We start from the raw sequence: 22,738 nt of genomic DNA, 5'->3' as shown, positions 1-22,738 counted from the left end.
GGTCACGATGAAAAGCAGCTACCTGAAATTCGGAACAGGGATCCTGATGATTCTCCTTTGCGCATGCGAAGGAGGATCATCGGAATCCGATGGAGGCAACAAGGGCCCGGACCCCGGAAGCAAGCCTTTCCTAAGCATTCTTCCCACGACGAAAACCGTAGGTACCGCATCCGGGGAGTTCAATGTCTCGGTCAGCAGCAACACCTCGTGGACCGTCGAACCGCTTGCCGGGTGGATCGATGTCCCCGTGCGGGAGGGCGAGAAAAGCAACTCCGTAAAAATCCGCTACGAGGCCAGTACGGTGACTTCCCGTTCGGGCGAAGTGATGTTCAGCGCAGAGGGCGTCGAGCCGGTGAAACTGCGTGTGACGCAGGGCGACAAAACCTTCACCAATCCGCTCGGCGGAGTTCCCGACCCGTGGATCATCCAGCATGACGGCTGGTACTACTTGTGCAAGGCTCAGGGAAACGGCATCAACTTATCCCGATCGAAAAAGCTCACCGAGTTGACAAGCACGCAACAAATCTTCGCCGCTCCCAAAGATACGGAAGGAAACAAACCATGGAATATCGCCAACTACTGGGCCCCCGAATTGCATTACATCGACGGAGGCTGGTACATCTACTACACTGCAGGCCGACCCACCTCGGAATTTGGCGGACATTACTATTCGCAGCGCAGCGGCGTTCTGCGCGCCAAGAGTTCCGACCCGTTCGGGGAGTGGGAGGACATGGGCATGCTCTACACGGGCGACCACTACACCGAAGGCATCACCCCCACGTTGGAGAACACGGAGTATTTCGCCATCGACCTGAACGTCATGGAGATCAACGGAACGCTCTACGCCGTCTGGTCAGGCAACCCGGTCGGTTCCACCACGCAGAGTCTCTTCATCGCCAAGATGAAAGATCCCTGCACCATCGGTTCCAGCCGGGTGAAGCTCTCCGACCCCGACCAGCCATGGGAACTGCTGACATCTACCATTGAAGAGGGCCCTGCCATGATCAAGCATGGCAACAAGGCCTTCATCGTCTACTCCTGCAACGGCTCATGGACCAAGCAGTATCGGCTGGCCTATCTGGAACTGGATGATATGCAGAAAGACCCGATGAAGCCCGAAAACTGGAAAAAGTCAGCATCCTACGTCTTTTTCCGCAACGACGACATTCAGGCCAAGGACAACACCTACCAAGAGGGCGTCAACGGCGAGCCGGGAGGAGTCCACGGCGTCGGCCATTGCTCGTTCACCAAGTCCCCCGACGAAACCGAAGACTGGATCGTCTACCACACGAAACGGTTCCGCGAGGACGGGTACGAGACCTACCGCTATACGTTCGTACAGCGTTTCGGATGGAACGCCGACGACACGCCGAATTTCGGCACGCCGGTCGGCTGGGAAGAACCCGTGGTCGTTCCTTCGGGCGAAGAATAAATACACGATCCAAATAAACACAACAAAGAAATGAGTGATTTAAAAGGCAAAGTTGCCATTGTAACAGGCGGAGGCGGTGTGCTGGGAGGAAATATCTCCGGCAGTCTGGTCAAGGCCGGAGTGAACGTAGTCATCCTCGACATCCGTCAGGAAAACATCGACAGGAGAGTGGCGGAACTCTCCCCTTACGGGGAGATCGCAGGATTTACCTGTAACGTCCTCGACACCGAAAGCCTCGAAAGCGTGAAAAAGAAGATACTCGAACGCTGGGACCATATCGACATTCTGGTCAACGCCGCCGGAGGCAACCTTCCCGGTGCGACGCTTCGTGAGGACCAGACGGTTTTCGACATGAAGGTCGAAGACCTCAACCGGGTGATCGACCTGAACATGTACGGTTCGGTCTATCCCTGTCTGGTGTTTGGCAAAGCGATGGCCGAGCAGAAATACGGCGTGATGATCAACGTCTCCTCGATGGCGACCTATTCGGCGATCACGCGCGTGCTGGGCTACTCGATGGCCAAAAGCTCGATCAACATCTTCACCCAGTGGATGGCTATGGAGATGGCGCTCAAATTCAGCGACAAGATTCGTGTCAACGCCATCGCTCCGGGCTTTTTCATCGGCGACCAAAACCGGGCAGTACTGATCAATCCGGACGGTTCCTACACCGAACGCAGTAAAAAAGTAATGGCCCATACGCCGATGGGACGCTTCGGCGACATCTCCGAACTGAACGGTATCGTGAAATTCCTCTGTTCGGACGAAGCGAGCTTCATCACCGGCGCCGTTATTCCGGTCGACGGCGGATTCAGTTCGTTCAGCGCAGTATAAACGGAAAAACGGAACCGAGATGAAAAAAACGCTGATCCTGATCACCTGTATGCTCGGGCTACATAGTCCAAGCATGCAGGCTCAGGTGCGGCTGAGCGAAAAGACCTCCGGAAAGGAGGTTTTCCGGCTCTCCGCACCGAACCGGCAGACGATCATCCGATACGATGCCAACGACGCGACGGTCGTCGGCAAAACGGCAGAGCTTTTGGCCGCCGACCTCGCCCTCGTCACGGGACGACAGGGGCTGACGACGACCGGCGACGAGCTTCCCCGCAACGCCGACGTGATCATTGCCGGCACGATCGGCCGGAGCGCGCTGATCGACCGACTGATCGCACAGCGCAAAATCGCTGCCGATACGATCGCCGGGAGCTGGGAGCGCTATCTGATCCAAACGGTAGACAAACCGTTCCCGGGCGTTTCCAAAGCACTGGTCATCGCCGGCAGCGACCGCCGGGGAACCGCCTACGGACTTCTCTCCCTTTCGGAGGCCATCGGCGTAAACCCTTGGTACTGGTGGGCCGACGTTCCCGTCAGGCCGCGCACGTCGCTCTACCTGAACGTTCATCCCGAAGTTTCCAAAACACCGTCGGTCAAATACCGCGGTCTGTTCATCAACGACGAGGATTGGGGACTGCTCCCTTGGGCGCGGCACACGTTCGACCCCGAGCGGGGCAATATCGGCCCCAAGACCTACGCCAAGGTCTGCGAACTGCTCCTTCGCCTGAAAGCCAACTACCTCTGCCCGGCCATGCATGAAGCCTCCACGGCGTTCAACAAGATTCCCGAAAACAAGATGGTCGCCGACTCGTTCGCCATCGTCATGGGGTCGGTGCACTGCGAACCTCTGCTGTTCAACAACGCCAGCGAATGGGACCGCAAGACGATGGGCGAATGGGACTATGTGAAAAACAGGGAGGGCATCAACCGCGTACTGCGCCAGCGCGTCCGCGAGAATGCCTCCTATGAAAACGTCTACACGCTGGCCCTGCGCGGCCTTCACGACCGGGCCATGACCGGCAGCAGCGACATGAAGGAGCGCGTCCGCCAGTTGGAAGGCGCCCTGCACGACCAGCGGCAGTTGCTTGTCGACGAACTGGGCAAACCCGGGGAAGAAATCCCGCAGGCCTTCACCCCGTACAAAGAAGTATTGGAGGTCTACTCGGGCGGCCTCGAACTGCCGGACGATGTGACGATCATCTGGCCGGACGACAACTACGGCTACATGAAACGACTGAGTGGCGAACGCGAGCGGAAACGTTCGGGGCGCTCGGGCGTCTACTACCACGTCTCCTATCTGGGCAAACCCCACGACTACCTCTGGATATCCTCGACCCCGCCGGCGCTGATGTACGAAGAGCTCCGCAAGGCTTACGACGCCACGGCCGACCGCATCTGGCTGCTGAACGCCGGCGACATCAAGGCCTGCGAACCGGCCGTCGACCTCTTTCTGGCCATGGCATACGACATTGACCGGTTCGACTATGCCAACACGGCCGATTACCAAGCCCGGACGCTCAGCCGGATTTTCGGCGACCGCTATTTCGATACCTTCCGCGACATCACCACGACGTTCTATGACCTGTCCTTCCAGCGCAAGCCCGAACTGATGGGCTGGGGCTATCAGTGGGCGACGGACAAACACGGCCGGGAACGCAACACCGACACGGATTTCTCCTGCGCCAACTATGGGGAGGCCGGCCGGCGCGTGGCCGAATACGACCGTATCGGCCAACTGGCCGAGGAGGTGATGAACGGTCTTCCGGAGGTTGAGAAACCTGCTTTCTACCAATTGCTGTACTATCCTGTCCGGGCTACGGAGCAGCTCAACAAGATGATTCTCGGCGGACAGCGGAACCGCTGGTACGCCCTGCAGGGCAGGGCCGCCACCAACCTGCTGCGCGACGAGGTCCGGGCGCATTACGATTCACTCCAAAACCTTACCACGGGTTACAACGAACTGCTCGGCGGCAAGTGGAACCGGATCATGACGACGCGTCAGGGCTTCGCCTGTTCCTATTATGAAATGCCCCGGCTGGACAGCGTGCAACTGCAGGCAGGCCCTTCGCTGGGCGTCTGGGTGGAGTCGGAAGACGTGCTCAGGGGCCAGCGCAGTTTCCACGCTCTGCCGGCTTTCAACGTCTACACCCGCCGCACGGGGCGTATCGACGTGTTCAACAAGGGCGACAAGCCGCTCGGCTGGACCGCTGCGGCATCCGAGGAATGGATTCGCCTCAACCGCACGTCGGGAACGACCGCCACGCAGCAGGAACTGACCGTGGAGATCGACTGGGAGAAGGTTCCCGTCGGGGAGCGCATACTGGGATCGGTCCGCATCGGCGCCGGCAGTGAACAGGAGACTGTGCTCGTTTCGGTATTCAATCCCGCCACGCCCGCGCCGGAAACCGTCAAAGGATTGTATGTGGAGGACAACGGCTGCGTCTCGATCCCTGCCGCAGGCTTCCACCGCAAATTCGAAAGCGACGCAGTGAAGATGACGCTTATCGACAACCTCGGCTACGAGAAGCAGTCCGTCCAGATGGGACACCCCCTGAGCGGCACACAACGCACCGGCGGTCGCAATACACCCCGTCTGGAATACGATTTTTACAGTTTCAGCAGCGGATCGGTCGACGTGTACACCTACATGCTGCCCACCTTCCCGCTGAGCGCCGACCGCCCGTTCGCCCACGAGAGCTCATCGACGGAGACCAAATACGGCGTGGCGATCGACGAAGGTCCGGTGATGAATCCCACGACCTCCTCGTTCGAATACGCACAGGCGTGGTACGAAAACGTGCTGAAGAACTGCGCCGTGAAGAAAACCACGCTGCACATCGACCGTCCCGGCAGGCACACCGTCAAGATCATCTGCGGAGATCCGGGCGTCGTGGTCCAGAAGATCGTGCTCGACTTCGGCGGCATGAAACGCTCCTACGCCGGACCTCCCCCGACCGAAGCCATTCAATAAACGACAGAACAAATAAAACCCGATGAAGAAACTCCTCAAAATACTGCCCCTCTGCGGCCTCTTTCTCCTTTCGCCCAGCGCCCGGGCCCAGAACACCTACACCAATCCGGTCATGGACTTCGACATGCCCGATCCCACGGTGATCTGCGCCGACGACGGTTCTTTTTATCTCTACGCCACGGAAGGCCACGGTTACAGCATCCCCATCGTCCGTTCTTTCGACTTGGTGAACTGGGAGCGCGTCGGCGCGGCCTTCAGCAAGGAGACCCGTCCCACGTTCGAACCCAAGGGCGGGCTCTGGGCACCCGACATCAACCGGCTGAAGAAGAACTACCTGCTTTACTACTCGATGTCCTACTGGGGCGGAAGCAAAACGTGCGGCATCGGCGTGGCGACGGCGGACAACCCGCAGGGACCTTTCAAGGACCACGGCCCCCTGTTCCGCAGCAACACGATCGGCGTGTTCAACTCCATCGACCCGGAATTCGTGCGCGAAAGGGGCCGCAACTACCTTTTCTGGGGCAGTTTCTGGGGCATTTATGCCGTGGAACTCACCAAAGACGGACTGGCCGTGAAAGCGGGCAGCGAGCCGAAGCAGATTGCCGGAGGGGCTTTCGAAGCGACCTACATCCACAAACGGGACGGCTACTACTATCTTTTCGCCTCGATCGGCTCCTGCTGCGAAGGGCTCAACAGCACCTACACCACCGTCGTCGGCCGCTCCCGCAGCCTGATGGGCCCCTATACCGACAAGTCTGGGAAAGGGATGCTCGACAACGGCTACGAGGTGGTCATCCGGCGCAGCGACCGGTTCGCAGGCCCCGGACACAACTCCGACATCATCACCGACAAGGCGGGCGACGACTGGCTGCTCTATCACGCCGTGGATTCCCGCGACCCGCGGGGCCGCAAACTGCTGCTCGACAAGATCGAGTGGGTCGACGGATGGCCGACGGTCCGCAATGGACACCCTTCGGATACTCCGCAACCGACTCCCCTTTTTTAAACCATAAAACCTGAAAACGACATGACAAGAATGTGTGTTAGAACGATGTTTCTGGCAGCGCTGCTCTCCGTATGCGGGGTTGCCGGAGCGATTGCGCAAATTTCCCTTGCAACGGGGAAAACCGCCGGCAGCCAGTTCCTGCTGGCCGGCAAGAACTCCGGGGCGACCCTCTATTACGACGACAGAGACTTCGAGGTAGTGAAACGTGCCGCCGGGTTTCTTTCACAGGACATCGGGCTGGTGACGGGCCGCAACGCCACCGTCCAAGCGCTGCCCGCAGCCAAAGAGACAGCGATCGTAGTGATCGGCACGCTGGGACACAACAGTCTGATCGACAGACTGGTGTCCGAAGGCCGCCTGAACGTGGACAAGATCAGGGGCGGCTGGGAGCAATATGCCGTCGAGGTCGTGGAACGCCCCGCCGCCGGCATCCGCAAAGCATTGGTCATCGCCGGGTCCGACCGCCGGGGCACCGCCTACGGTGTATTCTCCGTATCGGAGGCCATCGGCGTAAGCCCGTGGTACTGGTGGGCCGACGTTCCCGTGGCACAAAAGGACCGCCTCACGCTGGACGTGAAGTCCTACCGTTCGAAAGAACCGTCGGTCAAATACCGCGGTCTGTTCATCAACGACGAAGATTTCGGACTCAAGCCTTGGGCCGCCAAAACTTTCGAACCCGAGTTGGGAGACATCGGCCCCAAGACCTACTCGAAGATCTGCGAACTGCTCCTGCGCATGAAGGGCAACTACCTCTGCCCGGCCATGCACTCCTGTACCAAGGCGTTCAACTACTATCCCGACAACAAACTGGTCGCCGACAGTCTGGCGATCGTCATGGGATCGGTACACTGCGAGCCCCTGCTGTTCAACAACGCCAGCGAATGGGACCGCAAGACGATGGGCGAATGGAACTATGTCACCAACAAGGAGGGCATCAACAAGGTGCTGCGCAAACGGGTCGAAGAGAACGGTGTCTATGAGAACGTCTATACGCTGGCGATGCGCGGCATCCATGACGCCGTGATGGCGGGCAACCTGACCCTCGAAGAGCAGGCCCGCGTACTCGAAAAGGTCTTCGACGACCAGCGGCAGATGCTGAGCGACGTGCTCGGCAAACCCGCCGACCAGATCCCGCAGGCCTTCACCCCCTACAAGGAGGTGCTGCACACCTACGAACACGGCATGAAGCTCCCCGACGACGTGACCATCGTCTGGGGCGACGACGATTTCGGCTATATGAAGCGACTGAGCAATGCCGAAGAGCAGAAACGCAGCGGGCGTTCGGGCGTCTACTACCACCTCTCGTACTGGGGTCCCCCGATGAACTTCCTGTGGATCAACACCAATCCCCCGGTACAGATGTACACCGAACTGAAAAGAGCCTACGACACCACGGCCGACCGCATCTGGCTCGCCAACGTGGGCGACATCAAACCCGCCGAAAACGCCCTTTCACTCTTCCTCGACATGGCATGGGACATCGACGCCTTCACGGTGGAGAACGTCGGGTTCTACTACGCGAATACGCTGTCGAAATACTTCGGCGCACAACATCGTGACGCCCTGCAGCATATCTTCGACGAGTATTTCAGCCTCGCCTTCGCCCGCAAACCCGAACACATGCAGCACCATCTCGAGCAGCATTTCGCCGAGGACAACTACCACGAAGCCGAACGGCGTACGGCCCGTTACGCAGCCATCTCGGCCGAGGCCGACGCGATCTATGCGCAGTTGGACGAAGCCTCCAAACCGGGTTTCTTCCAACTGGTATACTATCCGGTCAAAGGTGCCGCGCTGCTCAACATCGCCATCCTCGAAGCCCAGCGCAACCGTTGGTACGCGGCACAGGGACGTGTCTCGGCCAATCAGGTCCGGGAGCGCGTGAACGCGGCCATCGGTGAACTGCGGAAGATCACGAAGGATTACAACGAGCTCAAGGACGGCAAATGGCGTTACATGATGACGCTGGCCCAAGGCGGCTGGGGCGACATCTACGTCCCGCCTACGAAGAAAGTCGAACCTGCGGCCGCACCGGGACTGGGCATTCACGCCGAGAGCGAAACGCTCCACACCGGGATGAGCAATCTCCACACGCTGCCCGCCTTCAACCCTTTCACCGACAAGTCCTATTACGTCGATGTGTTCAACACGGGCCTCGGTGAACTGAAATGGAACGCACAACCGTCCGAAACGTGGATCAAACTCGACAAGACAGCCGGCAGCACCCCCTACGAACAGCGGGTGAACGTTTCGGTCGACTGGGATAAGGCTCCCAAGGGGCGCAGCCTCAGCGCCCGGATCGTCTTCAAAGGCGCCGGAGCGGAGAAAACGGTATACGTCTCGGCATTCAATCCCGCCGAGATCGTCCGCGACAGCCTGACCGGCCTCTATGTCGAGGATAACGGCGTGGTATCGATCGACGCCGCAGGTTTCCACCGCAAATTCGAACGCCACGGTATCCGATTCGACAAGATCGCCCGCTACGGATTCGAGGATACCGTCGTGCAACTGGGCGATCCCTTCGCCAAGGCCGATTTCTACCCCAGCCTCGAGCTGACCTCGAATTATGTGGCGCCGGCACCGCTGAACCGCTATCCGATGATCGAGTACGATTTCTACTCCTTCACCACGGGTCCCGTCGACGTTTACACCTACATGGTCCCGCTCTTTCCGCTCGACAACGAGCACGGCACACGCTACGGCGTCATGGTAGACAAGAGCCCCGTTTACCTGCCCGAAGCCGGAGCACCCTATTACAGTACGCTCTGGATACAGAGCATCATGCGCAACTGCCGCATCAACAAGACCTCGCACATGATCTCCGAACCGGGCAAGCACACCGTCCGCATCTTCGCCGCCCATCCGGGCATGATGATCCAGAAGATCGTGATCGATTTCGGCGGCATGAAATACTCCTATATGGGTCCCCGGCCGACCAAAGTCGACCCGAAAACCGAATCTGAAAAATAATCGCGAGCACCCATGAAAAAGTCTTTGACCGTGACGAGAATCCTGTTTTTCCTGATGTGCCTGACCGCCGCATCCTTCACCGCCTCCGCCCAGAAAAAAGCCGGCAGAGACCGGCAGGCTCCGGTCTACCGCCTTCCCGACGACCTTGAAACCCTCGTGGGGGACCCGGCACTGCTCCAAAAGCCTGAAGGAATGGAAATTGCGGCCTATGTATTCCCCAACTACCACGCCTCGGCGCTTCATAACAAAATTTACGCCCCCGGATGGACCGAATACAACCTCATCCGAAGCGCACGCCCTTGGTTCGAAGGACATCAGCAGCCCCGGACACCCCTGCTGGGTGAACTGGACGAGAGCCTGCCCTCGACGTGGGAGGTTTACAACAGGCTTTGTAAGAGCAGCGGTATCGACGTACTGCTGTGGGACTGGTATTGGTATGACGGCAAGCCCTGCCTGCACGAAGCGTTGGAGGAGGGATTCCTCGAGGCAAAAAATACGAACGACGTGAAATTCGCCTGTATGTGGACCAACCACCCGTGGTATATCCTTTATCCGACGAAGCAAACCAACGGTCAGAATGCCTATCCGCCCAGTTTCGACGCCCCGGATTTCTCCTATGAAGAAGCTTTCCGCAGTCTTTCCTATATCGTAACCCGCTATTTCAACCAGTCGAATTACTGGAAGATCGACGGCAAACCGGTCATCTGCATCTGGGATGCCCGCCGGCTGGAGCAGAAGCTCGGGCAGGAGGGTGTTCGGAAACTCTTCACCGAGCTGCGCGAGCTGGCCGGAAAACTGGGACACCCCGGCATCCATTTTCACATCACGGGATTCACCTCCGGGCACAACAAAGAGGCCGGATACAATACGTCCGGCTCCTACAATCCGCTGGACTGGATCGCAGGCCGCTACCAGTCCAAAGAGATCGAACTGCCCGACTACGGCGTTGCCGCAGCCGACGTAGCGTTCAAGGTCTGGGACGAGGGTTATGAAACCCATCAGGTTCCCTATGTGCCGGCTATCGGCGCCGGATGGGACTCCACGCCCCGTTACATCGCCCCTGCCAATCGCCCCGCAACCCCCGACCGCACGAAATGGCCCGGATGCACGATATTCGTCAACGAGAGCCCGGCAGCGTTCAAAGCCTTCGTACAGTCGTCGTTCGCCTACCTGAACCGCCACCCCGACGTACCGCGCTTCGTCACCATCGCCTGCTTCAACGAGTGGAGCGAAGGCCATTATCTGCTGCCCGACAATCGCTTCGGATACGGCATGCTCGACGCATTGGGCGAAGCCGTGGGCAAGAAAGACCTGCATAACAGCCACGGCAAATAATCCGGAACAATGAAGAAAACAACACTGTTTATCTGCGCCGCACTGCTGGCCGGAGCCGTCTGTACGGCTCCGGCACAGGAGGCGCCCGACCTGAAAGGGGGCCCTATGGGCGTGGAACGCATCGCCAAACTGGCCAACTATTCGGTTTACAGTTCTGTACCTGCCGACTCCCCGGCCGACACCTGCTGGATGCAGGTCGATCTGGGACGTTCCTATCCCATCGAACAGGTAAAACTCTATCCGGTCATCTGGGACTGGTGGCTGGCCGTATGGCGCCCCCGATTTCCGGTACGCTTCAAGCTCGAAGCGGCCGACAACGAAGCCTTCGCCAACCCGCGCCTGATCTCCGACCAGACGGGACAGGATTATGAAGTCACAATCGTCGACAAGGTGGATTCCTATGCCCCGTCCGAACCGGTTTCAGGCCGCTATGTGCGGCTGACGGTCACCAAACTGCCCGAGTTCCAGAAAAAATATTCGTTCGATCTGTGGCGCTTCGAAGTGATCTCGGGCGGCAGGGATGTTGCCGAGGGACGCACGCTCAGCGACTCCGGCCGGGGTTATCTGGGCAAACACCAATTACTGCGGGCCCCGCGTCCGATGGGTGAATTCGCCGTACTGGACTGCCCGGAAAATGTCACGTCGCCCGATTCGTGGCGCCCCGTCAAGGCGGAACTCCGCGTCCCGCGCAAAGGGGTCAGGGTCGGCGGACTGTTCGGCGAGGTCATGGACCGCAACGCCCATTATCTGCTCACCTCGTTCTCTGTCAACGACATGCTGCGGGACTTCCGCCTCCGCGCCGGCAAGCCCGTCCCTGAAAAGAAAGACCGCGACATCGACATCGAGTGGCTCAAATACCTGCCGGGGTCTGTCGCAGGGCGCTTCCTGATGGGTTCCGGCAACCAGCTTCGCTGGAAAGACGATCCCGAACTGCGCAAACGGATGAACCAACTCGTGGACGGCATCGAGGAGTGTGCCGAACCGAACGGCTATCTGGTCGGGTATCCCGAAAACGAAATTCTGGTCTTCGAATACGGCGGCTATTGCCGCTCATGGGTCTCGCAGGGGCTGCTCGAAGCCGCCATCGCCGGGAACACCAAGGCTTATCCCATGCTGCGCAAATTCTACGACTGGTTCAACACCTGCCCCTACCTGCCCGAACTGGTGCGCCGCGGGGCATTCGGTCGTCAGGGTATCATCCCCAGCACCCGCCTCTACCACACTCCGGTAGGCAAGCCCCTCGACATTCAGGTCGCCCAACGTTACTACCAAGAGAATTTCTGGATGGACCAACTGGCCGACAGGGATGTGGATGCCATCTGGAAAATCCCCTACGACCGTCCCCACTGTTACCTGATCGTCACCCTGAACGCCTACATGGACATGTACATGGCCACCGGCGAGGAGCGTTATCTGGAAGCCGTACTGGGCGGCTGGGACATCTACCACGACTATTTCCAGCACACGGGCGGCAGCATCAGCATCTGCGAAAAACTCGAATACCCGCCCAAATCCTACCTGCTGCGACTGGGAACGGGAGAGCTCTGCGGCAACTCGTTCTGGTCGTTCCTCAACCAGCAGCTTCACGCCGTTTTCCCCGACGAGGAAAAATACGCGAACGAGATCGAGAAATCGATTTACAATGTCGGGATCGCCAATCAGACCCAAGACGGCAGCATCATCTACCACGCCATGCTCGTGGGCCACAAAAACCGGGGTGAGAACCACAACACCTGCTGCGAAGGTCAGGGGACGCGCTGGTTCGGGGCTCTGCCTGAGTTCATTTACTCGATAGCCGATGACGGCGTATACGTCAACCTCTTCAACGATTCCTCGATCGAATGGGCGCAGACCGATGGCGGCAAAATAGCAGTTCGAATGCAGACCGCATTCCCCGAAAATCCGAGTGTGAAGCTAACCGTATCGCCTCAAAACGGAAAAGCGTACAGCAACATACGCATACGCGTCCCGCAGTGGGCCAATGCGCCCATGCAGGTGACCGTCAACGGGAAGCCGGCGGGAACCGGACGGCCGGGCAGCTACCTTGCGCTGAAACGAAACTGGAAAAAGGGTGACGTGATCGCTTTCACGCTGCCCGTCGGCTTCCGCCTGACCAAATACAACGGCACGGCCGAAGGTTTCAAGGGTACTGAGGCTTATGCGCTGGAATACGGCCCGCTGCTGATGGCGGCTATGGGGCCCTCCGAAGAGAAGGGATTTCTCGATATTCCGGTCTCCGCATCGGAACTGCCGTCAAAACTGAAATCGGAGGGCGGCGACCCGCTGCGGTTCAAAGTGGAGTGCGCCGACCCCGGCATCGAATATGTGCCCTACTACCGGATCGCCGATGAAAATTTCACCTGCTATCCATTCCTGAAAAAGACCGAATAGAGAAAACCGGCCGCGAACCGGCCCTGCAAAAGCACGCTTTTCTGCGCATCGAAATTGCGCCGGGAAGCGTGCTTTCCGATATTTTACGATCGTAGTTTAAAGGAAATCCGGACATCTGCCATTTTTTTATTAAATTTACATCCCGACAGACAATCCTGTCATCCGGAACAGAACCATAACGCACACACTATGCACACGAACGAATACCGCCCTGCGCCGATGGACACGTCGGAGATCGTGCTCCCGAAAGCACTGCAGGAACTCACCGAACAGATGGCCCGCAACGTCCACGAAGTCTGGGCCCAGACCCGCATCGCGCAGGGATGGAGCTACGGGCCCGAACGCGACGACGCCACGAAGAAGCATCCCTGCCTGATTCCCTACGAAGAATTGCCCGAGGCCGAGCGCGAATACGACCGAAACACGGCCGTCGAGACCATCCGGCTGATCCTCAAACTCGGATTCAAAATCGAACCCAAATGATCCCTGCCGCCAACAACCTGATCGAGAACCGCCAGATCCGCGTCTTCATCTCCTCGACCTTCCGGGACATGCAGGCCGAGCGGGACTACCTGATGACCCGGGTTTTCCCGCTGCTGCGCAGGAAAGCCGCCCGGCGCGACGTGTCGCTGGTCGAACTCGACCTGCGCTGGGGCATCACCGAGGAGGAATCCAAGAGCGGGCGGGTCGTACAGATATGCCTGAACGAGATCGACAACTCGCGGCCCTTCTTCATCGGACTGCTGGGCGACCGCTACGGCTGGTGCCCCGACCGGCGGGAACTGGGTAAAGACACGCTCCTCGAAGAGCGTTATCCGTGGCTCGGAGAGGAGCTGCAACGGGGCGTCAGCATCACCGAAATCGAGATGCAGTACGGCGTACTGCGCAGTCCGGAACCCGTCAACGCCTATTTCTTCCTGAAAAAAGGCAGCGACGAATCGGACGAACGGCTTCGCCGGCTCAAAGACGCGATCCGGAACCACCCGCGCTATCCCCATGCGGAATACGGGGACCCGGAGCAACTGGGCCGGCAGGTCGAGGCGGCCTTCGACGAGTTGCTCGACCGGCTCTTTCCGCAGGGTGAGCTCTCACCGTTGGAAGCGGAACGTCTGGCGCAGCGGGCTTTCCTCAGAAGCCGCTGCGGAACCTATGTCCGCAACGAAAAAGATTTCGAGGCCCTCGATACATTTCTGCACGACGACCGCCGCCAGCTTTTCGTCACGGGACAGAGCGGCATGGGCAAAAGCGCGTTGATCGCCAACTGGATCGACGGCATCGGCAAGAACCCCGCCCGCAACATCATCTACCATTTCGTCGGGAACTCCGGAGCCGAAGGCGACTACCGGCGCATCCTCGGCCGGCTGAACGCCGAAATCCGCGATCTCTATGCCATCGAAAACGACGGACACGGCGACCGGAACCCCGAAAAGAGCTTTCAGGAGCTGCTGGCGGAGGCCGGAAGCCGCAAACCGCTGTTGCTCGTACTCGACGGCATCGACCAGCTCGCCGACGAGCGAAATGCCAAACTGCTCAACTGGCTGCCCGAGGCTCCCGAAGGAGTCAAAATACTCCTCTCGACGCGGGAAGACGACGCCACGGCCTCGGTGCTCCGCCGCCGGGGATATCCCGACCATTCCGTCCGTCCGCTCGACGAGGCGCAGCGCCGGAAGCTCATCGACGACCATCTCCGGCAGTACGGCAAGTCGCTGACGCCCGGGCAGACCGACCGGATCGTCACGGCGTCCGTAATGCGCAATACGCTGGTACTCCGCACGCTGCTCGACGAGTTGGTGAGCTTCGGTATCCACGAACAGCTCGACCGGCGAATCGACCGTTACCTCGACGCCGCGAACCCCGACGAGTTTTTCCAGCGGGTACTGCTGCGCGCCGAGGAGGATTACGGGGCACAGCTCGTGCGTGACACGCTCGCGCTGATCGCCCTCTCCCGGGCCGGTCTGAGCGAACCCGAGCTGCTCGGGATCAGCGGTATCCGGCAGCTCGAATGGTCGCAGTTCTACTGCGCATTCGCGGGGCATTTCACGGTGAAGAACGGCCTCGTGCAGTTCTCCCACCGCTACCTGCGCAATGCAGTCCGGAGCAAATACCTGTCGCGCGAAGCGGACATACGCGCCTGCCGGGAGCGGATCATCGCCTATATGACCGACGACAATCCGCTCGGGCACAGCGAACAAGGCCGCATCTACGACGAGTTGGCCCACCAATACCACGAAGCCGGGATGACCGACGAGATGTACGCCCTGCTGACGGATTACGACGCCTTCAACTATTACAATGCAAAGGATCAGGAGATGCTGGGCCGTTACTGGCGGACGCTGCTGGAAACGGGACGCTATTCGCCGGAAGCCTACCTGAACACCGCGCTTCCGGAGGAGGACGAACTGCGGGCGCGATTCCTTTTCTCGGTGGACGACCTCATCCGCTCCGAACTGACCGAATACCGGGGCAACTATCCGGAGTTCATCCGCCGGGCAGTCGAAATCGGCCGCAAGGCGGCAACCCGCAACCCGGAATTCGAAGCCGAGCTGGTCGATGCAATGACCGCGCTGGGAGAAGCTCATCGCGCCGCCGGTGAACCGGAATCGTCAAAGGCGACTCTCGGGGAGGCGCTCGGAATCGCACGGCGTCTTGCGGCCGAAGACCCGCAGGCCCACGCACCCAAACTTTACAAGTTGCTTGACAGCATGGGCTGGACACTCGAGGAAAACGAAGAGTTCGAACAGGCGGAGGCGATGTACCGGGAGGCTATCCGCACAGCCCGCGAAATGACGGCAGGCAGCGACAAGGGTCTTCAGGCCGCGAGCGCCACGATGTCGAATCTGGCCGTGCTGTGCATGAAGACCGAGCGCATCGACCTCGCCGAACAGTTGATCCGCGAAGCGTTGGTCACACTTGAGGCGACCGTCAAGCGGGGTCCCCGCTATAAGGGGTTTATCGCGCAATACCTGAGCAATCTGGCAAACCTCCATTGGGAGGAGATGGGCCGCTTCGAAGAGGCCGAGCAGGAGTACAATGAGGCACTGAACATGTGGCGTCAACTGGTGGCGGCCAATCCCGCCGCACGGTACAGCCTGCTGGAAACGCTCGAAAACAGCGGACTGATGTACCGCGAAATGGAGCGTCACGACCTCTCGCAGCGGCGTTACGAGGAGATACTGACGATCGAGCGGGAGCTGGCGAAGATCGCCCCGGACCCCGCGCCGATGGTCGACGCGCTGTTCGAACTGGGACTGACCCATACCATGCGGCAGCAGTTCGACAAGGCGCTCCGGTGCTACGACGAAGCGTTGGCGCTCGTCCGGCAGGAGGACGGCAGCTACCCCGGCGACAACATCGACCTGCTGACGACGATCGCCAAAACCCTGCAGAACCGCGCCTCGCTCTACTACAACCGACGCGATTTCGAAGCCGCCGTCGCCTCCGACGCACAGGCCGTCGATATTCTCCGCGGCCTCCGCAGGGACAAAGCCCCGATCCCCGACCTCGGGGAGGTGCTCGTCATGTCGCTGAACCACTCGATCGGCTACCGCATGGCGCTGGCCGACACCTATTATGAAGCCAGAGAGTACACCTCCGCCGCAAACGGCTATATAGAAGTACTGGAACTCTGCGAGGAGCTCGAAAACGAATACGACGAATACGACGACCAAGCAGACCAGAAACTCGTCGCACTGAACCGCTTAGGAATCATTCTGAGCTATGCGGAGAATTACGGCGAGGCCGAGAACATGTTCCTCGCGGCATTCGATCTGGCGATGGCCCTGTATCAGTCCGACGAAGATGCCTATTACGACCAGCTCAAATCCGTCTGCGACAACCTCATCGTCCTCTATACGCGGACGGGGCGGCCCGAACTCGCGGAGGGATTCCGGATTTAAACAACTACCTCAAACGACAACCTCTATGCAGCACTCACAACGAACAACCCGCATCCGGTTCGCAGCGGTCTGCGGTCTGGCGGTCCTCATCCTGACCGCCGTCTTTCTGCACGCCCCGTGGTGGCTGGCGCTGGCGGCCATTGCGGCCGTGACCTTCGCCGCCGTATGGCTCTGGCAGCGGCGCCCCGCCTACCGCCGCAACTGGATGGAGTATTTCGACCACATCATCTCGGGCGGCATCCGCTACCAACTGGTCAGCTTCGTCACGGTCATCGTGGTCGTGGTCGGAGTCTGCATCCTGCTGGCGATCTGGTCCGACTGCTCGATCCTCACCCACGAGGACGGGTGGGGCAAGGCACGGGGAGTGATCTACCACTTTCTCGACCCGGGCTACCTGAACGACGACGAAACCCCCGCCGTGCAGGGATTCATGCTGCTGATCTCGCTGGCGGGCATGGTTTTGCTCGGAGGATTGCTCATCACCACGCTGTCGAACATCGTCGAACGCCGTGTGGACGGCGTCGAACGGGGACTGGTGAATTACCCCGGCATCCGCGACCACTATGTAATCATCGGCTACGGCGAAATCTCGGTCTGCCTGCTACTCAACATCTTCCGCCACGAGGCGGAGCGGCTCCCGAAAACCGGAAAACGCCCGGCCGACAGGCTGCCCAAGATCGTCATGCTGACCAATCAGGACATCCCCTGCGTGCGGGCCCGCATCCAGTCACAGCTGCCTCCCGAACTGGAGCGGAAGGTGATCCTCTACGCGGGCAACATCGAATCCCGGGAGCACCTCGCCAAACTCAACATCGACACCGCCCGCGAGGTCTACATTCTGGGCGAGCGGGAGGAGTACGGCCGCGATTCGAAGAACCTCGAGTGCGTGCGAATCGTCCGCGAACTGCGCGGGGAGACGAAAACGCCGCTGACGGTCAACGTGCAGTTCGACCGCCCGGCCTCCTACTCCATCATCCAGAAACTCGCCCTGCCCGCGGAATTCATCGCCGGCGGCGACGGCAAGAGCGTCATTTATTTCCGCCCCTTCAATTTTTACGAGAACTGGGCGCGGCTGCTGTGGGGCCATTACAAAAAGGCCGATTACGCGGACCTCGACTTCCGGCCGCTCGACCGCGACGGCCGCCACGTCCACCTCATCATCGTGGGATTCAACCGCATGGGGCGCGCCCTGCTGCTCGAGGCGCTGCGCCTGTGCCACTACCCCAACTACGACGAGCGGACAGGCGCCAACCGGACCCGCATCACCGTGATCGACAAGGCGATGGACGACCTGCTGCCGCAGTTCCGCTCCCAATATCCCTATCTGGAACAGATCGGCGACATCGGGATCGAATACGTCAAGGGCCGTGTCGAGGACACCGCCGTGCGGGAGATGATCGCCGCGGCCGCGACCGACGGCCGGGAGCTGGTGACGATCGCCATATGCCTGCAAGACCCCGACCTGAGCCTCTCGACGGGTCTGAGCCTCCCCGAGGAGGCCTACTACACCATCGGCTGGGAACCGGAGGGCTGTATCGCCGGGAACAACGACAACGTCCGCATCCTGATCCGTCAGGAGTTGCAGCAAGGCATCGGCGAGATACTCGACGCCGATAAACGCAAATTCAGGCATGTAAAGGTCTTCGGCATGCTCACCGACGGCATCGGCCGCCACCTGCTGGACGAGACCGCCGCCATGTGGGTCAACGCCTACTACGACCTCAAATACGCGCCCGGCGCAGGCAGCGCCAAACGCCCCGTTTACGACGCCCATGCGGAATATCTCAAGGCACACGGACTGGCGGGGACCGACATCCTCGACCTCGCGGCAATGCCCGCGCACCGGGCCGAGGCCGAACGCACGGCCCGGCTGTTATGGTACCTGACCAGCGAGGATTTCCGTTTCTCGAACCGCTACCAGACCGAAATGTACGGCATCTACCAGCGCTATGCGGGACATTCCGCGCTCCACGAGATGGAGCACCGCCGCTGGTGCGCCGACCGCAGCATCATCGGTTACCGGAACACCTGCGCCGAGCGGCTGAAGGACATCGACTGCTTCAAACTGCACTGGTCGATCGTCCCGTTCAAGGACCTGCCGGAAAAAGAGAAGGACAAAGACCGGGATGTGATCGTAAACATGAAAAAGATCCTCGACCTCGGTCCGTCGACGCTGGACTGACCGGGCAATGCCCCCTCAAACGAACCCGGCGGCTCTGTGAACGAGCCGCCGGGAATTTTTTGTATCCGGAAGAATCGCTATTCGACCGCCCGGAACGGGGTGTCGGCATCGCCCGTCCATTCGTACAGACGGACGGTCGTACGCTGCTGGCGGGTCTCCTTCGAACGCGCGTTCTCGGAGATGTAGAAATAGCCTCCGCCCAGCGGACACAGCCCCGTCGAACCCCATTTGAAATCCCAGCCGCCAATGCTGTCGACGGAATCCCCCGTCTGCACCAGCGAGAGCACCTCGCCCTCCGTCAGCGTGTCGAAACCCTGCAACGCCTCCTTGCGGGCGGGCTTCCCGCCGTCGATCACAAAAAGCGAATAATTGGGGTATCGGGATTTCTTACCTTTGTAAACCGCCGCATAGAGGTTGCCCGAAGCGGGATCGTAAGCCAGATTCTGAATACCCCAAGAGGTGTTGCCCGTGCGGACGAAATATTTATGATCGGGCGCCGCGGGACCGCTCTTGTGCAGGTTCGCCTGCGAAAGGGGCTGTTCGTAGCGTTTCCACTCCTTCGTGTCGTAAGCCAGCAGCACCTGATAATCGTTGTCCGTGCGCAGCGTATCGCCGTAAATACCGTAAGCCACATAGAGACAATCGCCCTTCTCCCCGCTGCCGAAGCGGGGCGCAAAGGTCACGCCGTCGATGCCCGAACAGCCGAAACGGTGTGCGACCGTCTGCCCGCCGTTCTCCGCCTCCGCAAAATAGTCGTCGACGGCCTCCTTGATATAGACGGCCGTCATCACGCTGTCTCTCTCCGCATCCATGTCGGGCCGCGTGATGCGGTCCGCATCGAATATGGCGATGTAGAATCCCGTCTGGTCCACCCCTTCCGACTCCCCGTCGAGGGTCTTGCGAATGCCTTTGCCGATCACATCGTCCTTGTATTCCAACGAACCGTAGACACGCCCGTCCGCGGGGTTCCTCGTCAGGCATCCCAGATGCCCCGTCAGGCCGTCGACGCTGCCTATGAGATTCCCCGCGAGGTCCATCTTCAGCAACTTGGTCGTAAAGGAGAGGTAGACGTAGCCGCGGTCGAGGTCGACGGCAATGCCCTGCACATGGAACGGGCCCTGTTCGCCCGAAAGGATCGTGCGGGGCAGTTTGCCCAAATCGGGAGCATCCGCACGGTTACCGCCCGCGGGGCAGGCCGTCAACAGCAGCGGAGCGATCAGAAAGGAAAGCAGACGTTTGAGATTCATCGGTAGTTTATTTTACTTTGGCGAAAAAAATAAAAGCAAAAGCAAAAAAAGACGAAAAAAAAAAAAAAAATTTCCCCGCCGGTTTCGGCGGGGAAAATTTTATATTTAGACCTTTTCGACATACGCCCCGAGAGCCCCCAGGGCGACTGCAAGCGGGGCCGAATGCTGCGGGCGGCCGGGCAGCGCCCCGAGCCGTTCGGGAAGCGGCGCCCGGGCGCCCGTCACCGAGGCGATAACCTCCCCGAACTTGGCGGGATGGGCCGTCGAAAGGTAAAAGCCCGGTTTGCCGACCGCCATCGAGGCGGCATAGCCGACGGCGCTGTGCGGGTCGGAGAAATAGCCGTGCCGCTCGTACAACTCGTCGATGGTGCGGCGGATACAGCCATCGTCACAGCGGAATCCTGTCAGTTCGGCTCGCAGGGCCTCGGGATCGCCGCCGCAGAGCCACAGCATGCGTTCGAAATTGCTCGGGGCGCCGACATCCATCGCATTGGCCGGGGTCCGCACCGACGGCCGCGTGCGGTAGACGCCCGTGCGGAGGAACTCGGGAACCACGTCGTTGACGTTCGACGCCGCCACGAAGCCCCCGACGGGCAGCCCCATGCGCCGGGCCAGCATCCCCGCGGCCAGATTGCCGTAGTTGCCGCTCGGCACGACGACGACGGGACGGTCGCCGCCCGCGGCCTGCCGCCACTGGCAATAGCCGTAAAAGTAGTAGAACGCCTGAGGAATCCACCGCAGGAGGTTGATCGAATTGGCCGACGTCACGCGCCGCCGCTTGCGGAACTCCGCATCGGCGAAGAGCTCCTTCACCAACCGCTGGCAGTCGTCGAACGTTCCGGCAACCCGCAGCGGATGGATATTGCCCCCGAGGGCCGTCATCTGACACTCCTGCAGGCGGCTGATCTTCCCCTCGGGATAGAGCACCACGACATCGACGCCCGGCACGTTGTGAAACCCGTGCGCCACAGCGCTGCCCGTGTCGCCCGAGGTGGCCGTGAGGATCACCAGCCGTTCGTCGGCAGCTCCCAGCATCCCGATCGCGCGGCCCATGAACCCGGCGCCGAAATCCTTGAAGGCGCAGGTCGGGCCGTGGAACAGCTCCAGCGTATAGCGTCCGCGCCCCACGGCCCGCAGGGGCACGGGAAAGTCATACAACTCCTCCAACTCCCGCCACAGGAGCTGCGGATCGAAATCGTCGCCGAAGAAAAGTCCGGCCAGATAGCCCGCCATCGCGGCGTAGGACTTCTCCGCCAGCCGTTCGACCTCGGCCATGTCGGCCTGCGGAATGCGTTCGGGAACGAACAGCCCGCCGTCGGGCGCCAGCCCCATCATCGCGGCCTCGCGCAATGAACAGCCGCAGGCCCGTTTCGTATCTCTCGTACTGTAAAATTTCATCGTTCCGTGTTTTTATTGTCCCACGACACGCGCTCCGGCGTTCGACACGCGCCCCGCATAGGTATGGCAGCCGATCTGCCGGTCCTGAAAATGCCGTTTCATCTGCGCCGCAATTCGCTGCGCCACCTCGTAATCCGACGCCAGCGCAAAGACCGACGGTCCCGACCCGGCAATGTTCATCGCCAGCGCACCTTCGGCCAGCACCTGCTCTTTCAGTTCATCGTACCCGGGAATGAACCCCTTGCGGTAGGGTTCCACGACGGCGTCGTGCATCGAACGACCAATCAGCGCCACGTCGCGCAGCGCGAACCCGGCCACCAGTCCGCCGACATTACCCCACTGCGTGATGGCCTTCGACAAGGGAATCTCGCGCGGCAGCACCTCGCGGGCATCCTTCGTGCTGACCACGATGGCGGGATGCGCCACGGCGTAAAAGAAGTTGTCGGGCACGGGCAGCCGGACGATGTCGAACGGCTCGTAACCGCGTACCAGCACCACGCCGCCCAGCACCGCAGGCCCCACGTTGTCGGCATGGGGCGTACCGCCGATCAGCGCCTCGCCCATCATGGCAAACTCCACGAGCTCCTTGCCCGAGAAGGGGCGGTCCAGCAGTTCGTTGAGCCCGTAGACAGCGGCAGCCGACGAAGCCGCACTCGACCCGATGCCGCTCCCGGGAGCGATCTTCTTGAGCATCGTGATCTCGATCCGCACCGGGCGGCCGTATGCCGCCAGCATGGCCCGCAGGGCGGGGGTAATCACATTGTCCTCGACGTTTTCGGGAAGGTTCATCCCGCTCAGGTTGCGGATATCCAATCCTTCGGCACCCTCTTCGGCACCGATCTCCAGCAAATCGCCGACGCCGTCGAGCGTCAGACCCATCACGTCGAAACCGCAACCCAGATTCGCCACCGTTCCCGGCGCGAAAACCCGAATATATTTCATAACTATTTTCTTTGTTGAATTTAACTACCGTGAACTTGATCTTTTTCCGCTCCGGCAGCCTTGGCCGGAAGTGCATACGGAGTATGCGGACGGATTATTGACTATCGAACCCCCACAGGGGTCGTAGTCGTCGT

13 protein-coding genes are annotated in these 22,738 nt (G+C 60.2%); 10 read left to right on the top strand and 3 right to left on the bottom strand.

Annotation, left to right across the window (positions count from 1 at the left end; genetic code table 11):
* The first annotated feature begins 7 nt into the window (after nucleotides 1–7).
* The 10 genes from BN5935_RS09615 (at nucleotide 8) to BN5935_RS09570 (ending at nucleotide 19,017) form a co-directional block, all read left to right on the top strand.
* Nucleotides 8–1,432 (top strand): family 43 glycosylhydrolase, encoded by a 1,425-nt coding sequence (locus BN5935_RS09615; RefSeq protein ID WP_064975924.1) that lies wholly within the window; start codon nucleotides 8–10, stop codon nucleotides 1,430–1,432.
* A 30-nt stretch (nucleotides 1,433–1,462) separates the two neighbouring features.
* Nucleotides 1,463–2,266, top strand: coding sequence for an SDR family oxidoreductase (locus tag BN5935_RS09610; protein ID WP_064975923.1), 804 nt, complete (start codon nucleotides 1,463–1,465; stop codon nucleotides 2,264–2,266).
* Between the two features lie 19 nt (nucleotides 2,267–2,285).
* Complete coding sequence (locus BN5935_RS09605) at nucleotides 2,286–5,237, top strand: glycosyl hydrolase 115 family protein (RefSeq protein WP_064975922.1); 2,952 nt, start codon at nucleotides 2,286–2,288, stop codon at nucleotides 5,235–5,237.
* Between the two features lie 22 nt (nucleotides 5,238–5,259).
* Complete coding sequence (locus BN5935_RS09600) at nucleotides 5,260–6,243, top strand: family 43 glycosylhydrolase (RefSeq protein ID WP_064975921.1); 984 nt, start codon at nucleotides 5,260–5,262, stop codon at nucleotides 6,241–6,243.
* Between the two features lie 30 nt (nucleotides 6,244–6,273).
* A complete protein-coding gene (locus BN5935_RS09595) occupies nucleotides 6,274–9,213 on the top strand; it encodes a glycosyl hydrolase 115 family protein (protein ID WP_235821068.1) in 2,940 nt (979 codons plus the stop codon).
* Nucleotides 9,214–9,225: 12 nt separating this feature from the next.
* Entirely contained in the window at nucleotides 9,226–10,548 is a 1,323-nt protein-coding gene (locus tag BN5935_RS09590) for a glycoside hydrolase family 99-like domain-containing protein (protein WP_064975919.1), read from the top strand.
* Nucleotides 10,549–10,557: 9 nt separating this feature from the next.
* Nucleotides 10,558–12,939: a beta-L-arabinofuranosidase domain-containing protein gene (locus tag BN5935_RS09585; RefSeq protein WP_064975918.1), complete on the top strand. Its 2,382-nt coding sequence runs from the start codon at nucleotides 10,558–10,560 to the stop codon at nucleotides 12,937–12,939.
* Nucleotides 12,940–13,128: 189 nt separating this feature from the next.
* Nucleotides 13,129–13,422: a RyR domain-containing protein gene (locus BN5935_RS09580; protein ID WP_064975917.1), complete on the top strand. Its 294-nt coding sequence runs from the start codon at nucleotides 13,129–13,131 to the stop codon at nucleotides 13,420–13,422.
* The gene (locus BN5935_RS09575; RefSeq protein ID WP_064975916.1) at nucleotides 13,419–16,835 is read left to right on the top strand and encodes a tetratricopeptide repeat protein; all 3,417 of its coding nucleotides are present in this window, start codon (nucleotides 13,419–13,421) and stop codon (nucleotides 16,833–16,835) included. The genes BN5935_RS09580 and BN5935_RS09575 overlap by 4 nt, the downstream gene beginning before the upstream one ends.
* Nucleotides 16,836–16,860: 25 nt before the next feature.
* Nucleotides 16,861–19,017 (top strand): hypothetical protein, encoded by a 2,157-nt coding sequence (locus BN5935_RS09570; protein WP_064975915.1) that lies wholly within the window; start codon nucleotides 16,861–16,863, stop codon nucleotides 19,015–19,017.
* A gap of 77 nt (nucleotides 19,018–19,094) precedes the next feature.
* Here the strand turns inward: BN5935_RS09570 and BN5935_RS09565 are convergent, their stop codons facing one another.
* The 3 genes from BN5935_RS09565 to BN5935_RS09555 form a co-directional block, all read right to left on the bottom strand.
* Complete coding sequence (locus BN5935_RS09565; protein WP_064975914.1) at nucleotides 19,095–20,264, bottom strand: hypothetical protein; 1,170 nt, start codon at nucleotides 20,262–20,264, stop codon at nucleotides 19,095–19,097.
* A 105-nt stretch (nucleotides 20,265–20,369) separates the two neighbouring features.
* Complete coding sequence (gene thrC / locus BN5935_RS09560) at nucleotides 20,370–21,662, bottom strand: threonine synthase (RefSeq protein WP_064975913.1); 1,293 nt, start codon at nucleotides 21,660–21,662, stop codon at nucleotides 20,370–20,372.
* A gap of 12 nt (nucleotides 21,663–21,674) precedes the next feature.
* The gene (locus BN5935_RS09555; RefSeq protein ID WP_064975912.1) at nucleotides 21,675–22,604 is read right to left on the bottom strand and encodes a homoserine kinase; all 930 of its coding nucleotides are present in this window, start codon (nucleotides 22,602–22,604) and stop codon (nucleotides 21,675–21,677) included.
* Nucleotides 22,605–22,738 lie beyond the last annotated feature (134 nt).

Origin of the sequence: Alistipes provencensis (genome assembly GCF_900083545.1) — a bacterium.
Lineage (GTDB): Bacteria > Bacteroidota > Bacteroidia > Bacteroidales > Rikenellaceae > Alistipes > Alistipes provencensis.
Note: the sequence above shows the minus strand (reverse complement) of the source record. Positions and strands in the feature narration are given on the sequence as shown.

Coding starts and splice junctions, on each gene's coding strand:
- BN5935_RS09610 (WP_064975923.1), top strand. CDS start 1,463: ATGAGTGATTTAAAAGGCAAAGTTGCCATTGTAACAGGCGGAGGCGGT.
- BN5935_RS09600 (WP_064975921.1), top strand. CDS start 5,260: ATGAAGAAACTCCTCAAAATACTGCCCCTCTGCGGCCTCTTTCTCCTT.
- BN5935_RS09580 (WP_064975917.1), top strand. CDS start 13,129: ATGCACACGAACGAATACCGCCCTGCGCCGATGGACACGTCGGAGATC.
- BN5935_RS09565 (WP_064975914.1), bottom strand. CDS start 20,264: ATGAATCTCAAACGTCTGCTTTCCTTTCTGATCGCTCCGCTGCTGTTG.
- BN5935_RS09595 (WP_235821068.1), top strand. CDS start 6,274: ATGTGTGTTAGAACGATGTTTCTGGCAGCGCTGCTCTCCGTATGCGGG.
- BN5935_RS09590 (WP_064975919.1), top strand. CDS start 9,226: ATGAAAAAGTCTTTGACCGTGACGAGAATCCTGTTTTTCCTGATGTGC.
- BN5935_RS09555 (WP_064975912.1), bottom strand. CDS start 22,604: ATGAAATATATTCGGGTTTTCGCGCCGGGAACGGTGGCGAATCTGGGT.
- BN5935_RS09605 (WP_064975922.1), top strand. CDS start 2,286: ATGAAAAAAACGCTGATCCTGATCACCTGTATGCTCGGGCTACATAGT.
- BN5935_RS09615 (WP_064975924.1), top strand. CDS start 8: ATGAAAAGCAGCTACCTGAAATTCGGAACAGGGATCCTGATGATTCTC.
- thrC (WP_064975913.1), bottom strand. CDS start 21,662: ATGAAATTTTACAGTACGAGAGATACGAAACGGGCCTGCGGCTGTTCA.
- BN5935_RS09585 (WP_064975918.1), top strand. CDS start 10,558: ATGAAGAAAACAACACTGTTTATCTGCGCCGCACTGCTGGCCGGAGCC.
- BN5935_RS09570 (WP_064975915.1), top strand. CDS start 16,861: ATGCAGCACTCACAACGAACAACCCGCATCCGGTTCGCAGCGGTCTGC.
- BN5935_RS09575 (WP_064975916.1), top strand. CDS start 13,419: ATGATCCCTGCCGCCAACAACCTGATCGAGAACCGCCAGATCCGCGTC.